Source organism: Streptomyces beihaiensis, assembly GCF_026274175.1.
GTDB lineage: Bacteria > Actinomycetota > Actinomycetes > Streptomycetales > Streptomycetaceae > Streptomyces > Streptomyces beihaiensis.
This window is the reverse complement of record NZ_JAPHNL010000327.1, coordinates 20,207-28,251: the sequence shown is the minus strand read 5'-3', so window position 1 is coordinate 28,251 and position 8,045 is coordinate 20,207. Positions and strand designations below refer to the sequence as shown.

Below are 8,045 nucleotides of genomic sequence, written 5' to 3'. Positions count from 1 at the left end.
CCCGCCCCCGCCCCGGCCGCCCCGACCCCTGCCCGTACCGGGGCCGGGGGTGGCGACAGGACGGGCGGCCGCGGCGTCGAGCCGAGCCGCGGCTGCGGCATGGCGCTCGGCTTGCCGACGGCCTCCTGCGGCTCGCGCGGCGTGAAGTCCACCGGCAGCGCGACCAGGTGGCGGGAGAGAATCGTGGAGCGCCACCGCAACTCACTCTCGGGAACGGACAGTTCGGCGTCGTCGAGCCGCATCAGGAACGCGTCGACGCCGATCTGCGCGACGGCACGCCCGATGTCCTGACCCGGGCACTCGTGGGGCCCGCCGCCGAACGCGAGGTGCGAACGGTTGCCCATCATGTGGGCCGTCGGGTCGGGGCGCACGATCGGGTCGACGTTGCCCGGCGCGATTCCCATGATGAGGCCGTCACCGGCGCGGATGTGCTGCCCGCCCAGCTCCGTGTCCACCTTGGCGAAGTATCCCACCATCGCGCTGAACGGCGGCTCGTCCCACAGCGACTGCTCGACCGCCTCGGGCACGGTCATCTGCCCGCCGTTGAGCTGGGCGCGGAACCGCGGGTCGGTCAGGACGGTGCGCAGCACGTTGGCGATGAGGTTCGCCGTCGCCTCGTACGCGGCGATGAGCACGAGCCGCAGATGCTGGGTGACCTCCTCGTCGCTCAGTCCGGCCGGGTCGGTGATGAGGCTGCTGGTGAACTCACCCTCGATCGGCTCCGCCCGGCGGCGCGCGGTCAACTCGGCCAGGACGCCGGTCACGTACTCGTTGCTGGCGATGGCCGTCTCGGTGCCCTTGATCATGTCGCGGGCGGCCTGCACCATCCGCTCGCTGTACGCGTCCGGCGCGCCGAGCAGTTCGAGCAGGACCATCATCGGCAGGTGTTCGGCGAACTCGCTGACGACCTCGCACGTGCCGCGCTCACAGAAGCGGTTGATGATCAGCTGGGTGCACTTGTGGATGGTGCGCCGCAGGGTCCGCTGGTCGATGGTCTCGATCGCCGTGGTGACGGCGCCGCGCAGCCGCTGGTGCTCGGCGCCCTCGGCGAACGAGCAGATCGGCTGCCAGGTGAAGACCGGCACGAGGGGGTGGGTCGGCTTGACGGTGCCGTTCTTCAGCGCTGTCCAGTTGCGGGCGTCGCGGTTGTACTGGGACGTGGAGCGCACCATGTGGAGGTTCTCGCCGTGGCCGAGCACCGCCCACATCCGCACGTCGTCGTGGATCAGCACCGGTGCGACGGCGCCGTGTTCGGCGCGGAGCTTCTCGTAGACGGAGGCGAGGTCGGCGTCGGCCTCGGGCCCGTAGAGGCGGCGCAGCCCGTCGGGTCCGAGCGCGTGCGCGGGGCAGCCCGGCGGCGGGCCGCCGAGCGGATCGTGTCCGGTGGATGCGTCGTAAGGCTGAGAGGGAGACGTCACGGTGATCGCTCCGGTCGTGTGAACAACGTCGTGGGAACAACAAGGCGGGTAGCGGGTCGACGAGATGGAGCGTGCGCTCAGGCAGGGTGCAGCGCCATCTCGTGCAGATAGCGCATGAGTGTCAGGAGCACGTCGCGGCTCGATGCCCGGCGGCGCACGTCGCATTCGATGATCGGGACGTGCGGGTCCAGGTCGAGCGCGCCGCGCAGTTCGTCGGTGGGGTAACGGGGGCCGTCCGGGAAGGTGTTGTTGGCGATGATGAACGGCACGCCGCGCTCCTCCAGGCGCCCGATCACCTCGAAGCTCACTTCGAGGCGGCGGGTGTCGATGAGCACGACCGCACCGAGCGCGCCCTCGAACAGGCCGTTCCACAGGAACCAGAACCGCTCCTGGCCCGGTGTGCCGAACAGATAGAGGACCAGCTCGTCGGTGATCCGGATGCGCCCGAAGTCCATGGCGACGGTGGTCGCGGTCTTGGTGTCGCTGCCGTAGTCGTCGTCGACACCGATGCCCGCCTGCGTCATGGTCTCTTCGGTGGTCAGCGGGCGGATCTCGCTGACCGAGCCGACCATGGTGGTCTTGCCGACACCGAACCCGCCGACGATGACGATCTTGGCGGCGGAGGTGACGGTGTCGGGCATCCGGTCCTCGGCCCGCGGGCCGGGGATGTGCACGCTCCCGAGGGTGGCGTCCGCGGCTGCCTCAGAGTTTTTGTAGTCCATGCATCACCGCTTCGAGAAGGGAACGGTCGGCGACCGCGCCCCGGATCACCGGCGCGCGCGCCTGGATCAGGTCGGCCGCGAGGAGCTCGCCGAGCAGCACGGTGACCACGCTGAACGGCAGATTCAGGTAGGCCGAGATCTCGGCCGTCGACAGGGGAGTCCGGCACATCCGCAGCACCGCGGCCTGCTCCGGCGGCGCGGACGGCGGCGGGTCGCCGCGCGCCACGATCAGCGTGACCAGGTCTAAAGGCGCGCGTTCGGTGCCGTCCGTGCCGCCCGTGATCACGTACAGCCGCTCGGGGTCGACGGGCTTGCCGTCGCCCGTCGGTGTCCGGCGTTCACGCTGCGGGGGCGGCTCCCGGAACGGGGGCTCGGGGGGCCGTGGACTCATACGGTGTGGCCGCCTCGGCGCGGCGGGCTGGTCAGGTGCGAACCGATCCGGATCACGAGGTCGCGCATCTGGTGACTGACCAGGCCGGAGTCGACGTACTGGTCGGCGAGGACGGCGAGGTACGCGCCCTTGCCGGCCGCCATGAGGTAGAAGAAGCCGCCGGTGACCTCGATGATGACCATGTTCATCCGGCCGTCGCTCTCCGGGATCTCGGTGGCGACGGCGGAGGCCAACGACTGCAGTCCGGCGCAGGCGGCGGCGATCCGGTCGGCGGCGTCGGGGTCCCCGCCGTGCCGGGCGATGCGCAGGCCGTCCGCCGAGAGCACCACCACCTGGTGCACATTGGGCACGCACTCGGCGAGCTCCTTGAGCATCCAGTCGAAATTGGCCCGTTGCTCGATCACTGGCGGTCTCCCTCGTCGACCTGCTGGTTGTACGCGTCGTCCTGCGGCTTCTGCTCGCCGGGCTTCTCGCCCAGCGCGTCGTACTGGGCGGCCGGGCCCGAACCGGCGGCTTCGTCACCGGACTTGAGCCCGTTCATGAACGCCTCGACCCACAGGCCGGGCGCGGGCTGCTCGGCGACGTCGTGCTCGCCGTCCCCGGGCGCGGCGTGGGCGGGCCCGGACGGCCATGCGGTGTCCGCGGTCCCGGCCGACGTGGCCTGGTAGGTGCCGGGTGTCTCGGGCGGCATGGACAGGTCCGGGTGGCGCGGAGTCACGATGATCTGGTTGTCGATGATCTTCGTGTCGACCTTCCTGCGCCGCTGCGGAAGGCCGTTGGCCCGCCACTCGGTGACCACCGGGGTGTCGTCCTCCAGCGGGAGCAGCGGGGCGGAGGGGCGTGGCCCGGTCGTGGGGCGGCGGGTCTTCTTCAGCCGCGGCTCCTCCTTGATCGGCACACCGTTGTGGTCGACGCGCGGCACGGCGGAGGCCCCGATGCCGTGGGCGAGGCCGGGTGCGGGTTCGGTGCTGAGCATCTCGCGCGGGACGATGAGTACGGCGCGCACGCCGCCGTACGCGGACTGCCGCAGTGCGATCTGCATCTTGTACTGGGTGCACAGCCGTCCGACGATCGACAGGCCGAGGCGTGGGTTCTCGCCCAGATCGTTGAGGTCGACGCCGGCCTGGGCGCGCTCCAGCATCCGCTCGACCCTGGCGCGGGCCTCCTCGCTGAGACTGACGCCGCCGTCCTCGATCTCGATGGCGACACCGGTCTGCACCTCGACGGCGGTGACGTGCACCCGGGTCTGCGGCGGCGAGTAACGGGTGGCGTTGTCGAGGAGTTCGGCGCAGGCGTGGATGACCGGCTCGACGGACGTGCCCTTGACGGCCACGTCGCAGATGGCGTGCAGGTCGATGCGCGGGTACTCGAGGATGCGCGACATGGCGCCGCGCAGCACGCTGTAGAGCTTGACGGGGCGGGGCCACTGACGGCCGGGGCGGGCGCCGCCGAGAACGGTGACGGAGTCGGCGAGGCGGCCGATCAGGGAGGTGCCGTGGTCGATGCGGAGCAGGTCGTCGAAGACCTCCGGGTTGCGGCCGTGGTCCTCCTCCATCTCGCGCAGTTCCTGGGCCTGCTTGTGCACGATGGCCTGGACGCGGCGGGCGACGGACACGAACGCGGCCATCGCGGCCTCGTTGGACGCCTCCTGCTTGTCGATGGTGTGCAGGCAGGCCCGCAGCAGCTCCCGCTCGCCCTGGGTGACGGCCCGGAAGGCGGGGTCGGAGTCGCAGGCGTTGCGGACCGCGGTCACCGGGTTGTCGCCGCACTGCAGCCGGTACAGGGCGTGCGGGAAGACCTCCTTGGCGACCAGCAGGGTCTGCGCCTCGTGCCCCGCGATGCGCTCTTCGAGCTGGGCGATGTGCTGCGCGTATCGGGAGCGCAGGTCGTGGGTGACGCGGCCGCGGCGGACGGCCTCGGCGGCGACGCCGACGACCAGCAGGGTGCCGAGCGCGCCACACAGGGCGACGGCGAGCCGGGCCGGCTGCATGACCAGGGCGACGGCCGCGCCGGTGGCAGCGGCCATGACTATGGCGGGCAGCAACAGCACGCGTGCGTAGGGGACTTCACGTCCACCGGGAGGCGATTGAACACTCACCATGTATGCCCTCTGAACGGTCGGGTCGGGGATGTTCGCGACGGTGCGCCGCCCCGCGGAGCTCTTGCGGAGCCCCCTGGATCTCGGATCGACACGCACCATTTTGCGCATAGGGGAACAAGCGCACGAATCCGTCTCAACTCGGTGCGCAGTGAGCGAGCTTAGTCCCGCCGGATCATCGCCGTGTCATATTCAGCAACCCTCTGACACGAGGGGCCGACAGGAATAGACTCGCCTCCATTTCCACGTTCGGCAGCGGCTCGCACACATGGAGTAAGCGCGTCCGGCTGTCCGAAATCCCGTGCCATGCAATACCGTTGACTTCGATCGCCGCTGGTCAGCGGGGCGGTACGAGGCTTCTCGTACGAGGTTCACGGGTGCTCGGACCGGGCCCCGGGCACCCGTCGCGCCCCGGAGGGGGCCGAAAACGGGCGTGTGCCGCGTCGCATGCGCGAAAGGGGTGTCGCCCGGTCGGGCGACACCCCTTCACGTCACTTCCCGTCGCTCATCCGACGGACGAGTACGCCACCACGCCTCGCAGCAGCGCGTCGACCGCCTTGCGGGCGTTGCGCGGCACCGTGGAGTCGCCGTGGGCGGGCGCGGCCGCGGCGATCTGCCCGAGCACGTCGATGACCTGCTTGCACCAGCGCACGAAGTCACCGGCGGGCATCTCCGCCTCGCGCAGCACCGCGTCCAGGCCGTTGCCCGAGGCCCACATGTACGCGGCCCAGGCGAAGCCCAGGTCGGGCTCGCGCTGGCCGACGCCCTCGGCCTGGCTGATCCGGAAGTCCTCCTCGAGCGCGTCGAGCCGGCCCCAGATCCGCACCATCTCGGCGAGTGCCGTCTTCGCCTGCCCCGAGGGCAGCTTGGGCGCCATCGCGTCGTCGCCGACCCGCGCCTCGAAGACCAACGCCGAGACGCACGCGGCGAGTTCGGCCGGATTCAGACCCTCCCACACGCCCTCGCGCAGGCATTCGCTCGCCAGGAGGTCCAACTCGCCGTACAGCCGGGCCAGCCGCCTGCCGTCCTCGGTCACCTCGTCGCCGCGCAGATAGTCCAGCTCCGTCAGGAGCCGGACGATGCGGTCGAAGGTGCGGGCGATCGTGTTGGTCCGGCCCTCGATGCGACGCTCCAGCTGCGCGGTGTCCCGGCGCAGCCGGTGGTAGCGCTCGGCCCAGCGGGCGTGGTCCTCGCGGTCAGAGCAGCCGTGGCACGGGTGGGCCCGCAGCTCGGCGCGCAGTCGCGCGATCTCGCGGTCGTCGGCGGCCGCGGAGCGGTTCTTCCCACGGTGCCGGTCCGGCACGATGTGCCCGGCCTTGGTCCGCAGCGCCGACGCCAGATCGCGCCGCGACTGCGGGGAGCGCGGGTTGAACGACTTGGGGATGCGCATCCGCTCCAGCGGCTCCACGGGCACCGGGAAGTCGATCGAGCCGAGCCGCTTGACCTGACGCTCCGCGGTGAGCACCAGGGGGCGGGGGCCGTCGTGGGCCTCGAAGCCGCGGTGCCCGTTGGACCGCCCGGCCGCGAGCCCCGGATCGAGGACGAGCGCGAGGCCCGCGAACTTGCCCGTCGGCACGTGGATCACGTCGCCCGGCTTGAGCTTCTCCAGGGCGGCGGCCGCCTGCGCGCGGCGCTGCGCCGCGCCCTGCTTGGCCAACTCCGTCTCGCGGTCCTTGAGTTCGCGGCGCAGCCGCCCGTACTCCTCGAAGTCGCCGAGGTGGCAGGTCATCGACTCCTTGTACCCGGCGAGCCCTTCCTCGTTGCGCTGCACCTGGCGGGAGATGCCGACGACCGACTTGTCGGCCTGGAACTGGGCGAACGACGTCTCGAGCAGTTCGCGCGAGCGGTGCCGGCCGAACTGCTCCACCAGGTTCACCGCCATGTTGTACGACGGCTTGAAGCTGGATCTGAGCGGGTACGTGCGCGTACCCGCCAGGCCGGCCAGGTGCTCGGGGCTGAAGCCGCGCTGCCAGAGCACCACGGCGTGGCCCTCGACATCGATGCCGCGGCGGCCCGCACGCCCGGTCAGCTGCGTGTACTCACCGGGAGTGATGTCGGCGTGCTGCTCGCCGTTCCACTTCACCAGTTTTTCGAGGACCACCGACCTGGCCGGCATGTTGATGCCGAGGGCGAGCGTCTCGGTGGCGAAGACGGCCTTCACCAGGCCCTTGACGAACAGCTCCTCGACGACCTCCTTGAAGGTCGGCAGCATGCCCGCGTGGTGGGCGGCGATACCGCGCTCCAGGCCCTCCAGCCACTCGAAGTAGCCGAGGACGTGCAGGTCCTCGTCGGGGATGGAGGCCGTGCGCTCCTCGACGATCTCGCGGACGCGGGCGCGCGCCGCCTCGTCGTTGAGCCGCAGCCCCGCGTACAGGCACTGCTGCACCGCCGCCTCGCACGCGGCGCGGCTGAAGATGAATGTGATGGCGGGCAGCAGGCCCTCGGAGTCGAGCCGCTCGATGACCTCGGGGCGGCCCGGGGTCCACGTGCGGGAGCGCTGTCTGCGCTCGCGCTCCCGGTCGGCCTCGCGCATGGCGCGACCGCGCCGCCGGTCCTGGTACGAGGGGCGGCTGGCCTCCATACGCGCCATGCGCGTGAGATCGGGGTTGACGGCTTTCTTGTGACCCTCCCCCTCCTCGAACAGGTCGTACATGCGACGCCCGGCGAGCACGTGCTGGAAGAGCGGGACGGGCCGGTGCTCGGAGACGATGACCTCGGTGTCGCCACGCACCGTGTCCAGCCAGTCACCGAACTCCTCCGCGTTCGACACCGTGGCCGACAGGGAGACGAGGGTGACCGACTCCTGGAGGTGGATGATCACCTCTTCCCAGACGGCGCCGCGGAAGCGGTCGGAGAGGTAGTGCACCTCGTCCATGACCACATAGCCGAGGCCGCGCAGCGCCTGGGAGCCGGAGTACAGCATGTTCCGCAGCACTTCGGTGGTCATCACGATCACCGGCGCGTCGCCGTTCACACTGTTGTCGCCCGTCAGCAGGCCGACCTTGTCCGCGCCGTACCGCTTGGCGAGGTCCTGGTACTTCTGGTTCGACAACGCCTTGATGGGCGTCGTGTAGAAACACTTCTTGCCCTGCTTGAGGGCGAGGTGCACGGCGAACTCGCCGACGATCGTCTTACCGGAGCCGGTGGGCGCGGCCACCAGAACGCCCTTGCCGGACTCCAGCGCCTGGCACGCCTCGATCTGGAAGGGGTCGAGACCGAAGTCGTACATCTCGCGGAACGACGCGAGCGCGGTGGCCTGCTCGGCGGCCCGCTGTCGGGCTGCCGCATAACGCTCGGCCGGTGAGAGGTCCTCTGTCATCGTGCTTTCGAGCCTACCGGCCACCACTGACAACGGACGATCATTATCCCGGAGATCCGGCAGTGGCCCGCGCCCCCTGCGGGGCACGGGCCGTGAT

The 8,045-nt window shown here is 70.7% G+C and carries 6 protein-coding genes; all 6 read right to left on the bottom strand.

All coding sequences use genetic code 11. The features are described from left to right. Window positions 1-1,418 (bottom strand): cytochrome P450 (locus tag OFY01_RS30195; protein WP_266605321.1); only part of this gene is annotated, 1,418 nt, incomplete at its 3' end. A 77-nt stretch (window positions 1,419-1,495) separates the two neighbouring features. Continuing rightward, on the bottom strand, window positions 1,496-2,140 hold the full coding sequence (locus OFY01_RS30190) for a GTP-binding protein (protein WP_266605319.1): 645 nt from the start codon (window positions 2,138-2,140) through the stop codon (window positions 1,496-1,498). Continuing rightward, complete coding sequence (locus OFY01_RS30185; RefSeq protein WP_266605318.1) at window positions 2,121-2,531, bottom strand: DUF742 domain-containing protein; 411 nt, start codon at window positions 2,529-2,531, stop codon at window positions 2,121-2,123. The genes OFY01_RS30190 and OFY01_RS30185 overlap by 20 nt, the downstream gene beginning before the upstream one ends. Next, a complete protein-coding gene (locus tag OFY01_RS30180) occupies window positions 2,528-2,935 on the bottom strand; it encodes a roadblock/LC7 domain-containing protein (RefSeq protein WP_266605317.1) in 408 nt (135 codons plus the stop codon). The genes OFY01_RS30185 and OFY01_RS30180 overlap by 4 nt, the downstream gene beginning before the upstream one ends. After that, window positions 2,932-4,632 carry a sensor histidine kinase gene (locus OFY01_RS30175; RefSeq protein WP_266605315.1) on the bottom strand — a complete coding sequence of 567 codons (1,701 nt, stop codon included), beginning with the start codon at window positions 4,630-4,632 and terminating at the stop codon, window positions 2,932-2,934. The genes OFY01_RS30180 and OFY01_RS30175 overlap by 4 nt, the downstream gene beginning before the upstream one ends. A gap of 502 nt (window positions 4,633-5,134) precedes the next feature. Beyond that, on the bottom strand, window positions 5,135-7,948 hold the full coding sequence (locus OFY01_RS30170) for a DEAD/DEAH box helicase (protein ID WP_266605313.1): 2,814 nt from the start codon (window positions 7,946-7,948) through the stop codon (window positions 5,135-5,137). Between the last annotated feature and the right edge of the window lie 97 nt (window positions 7,949-8,045).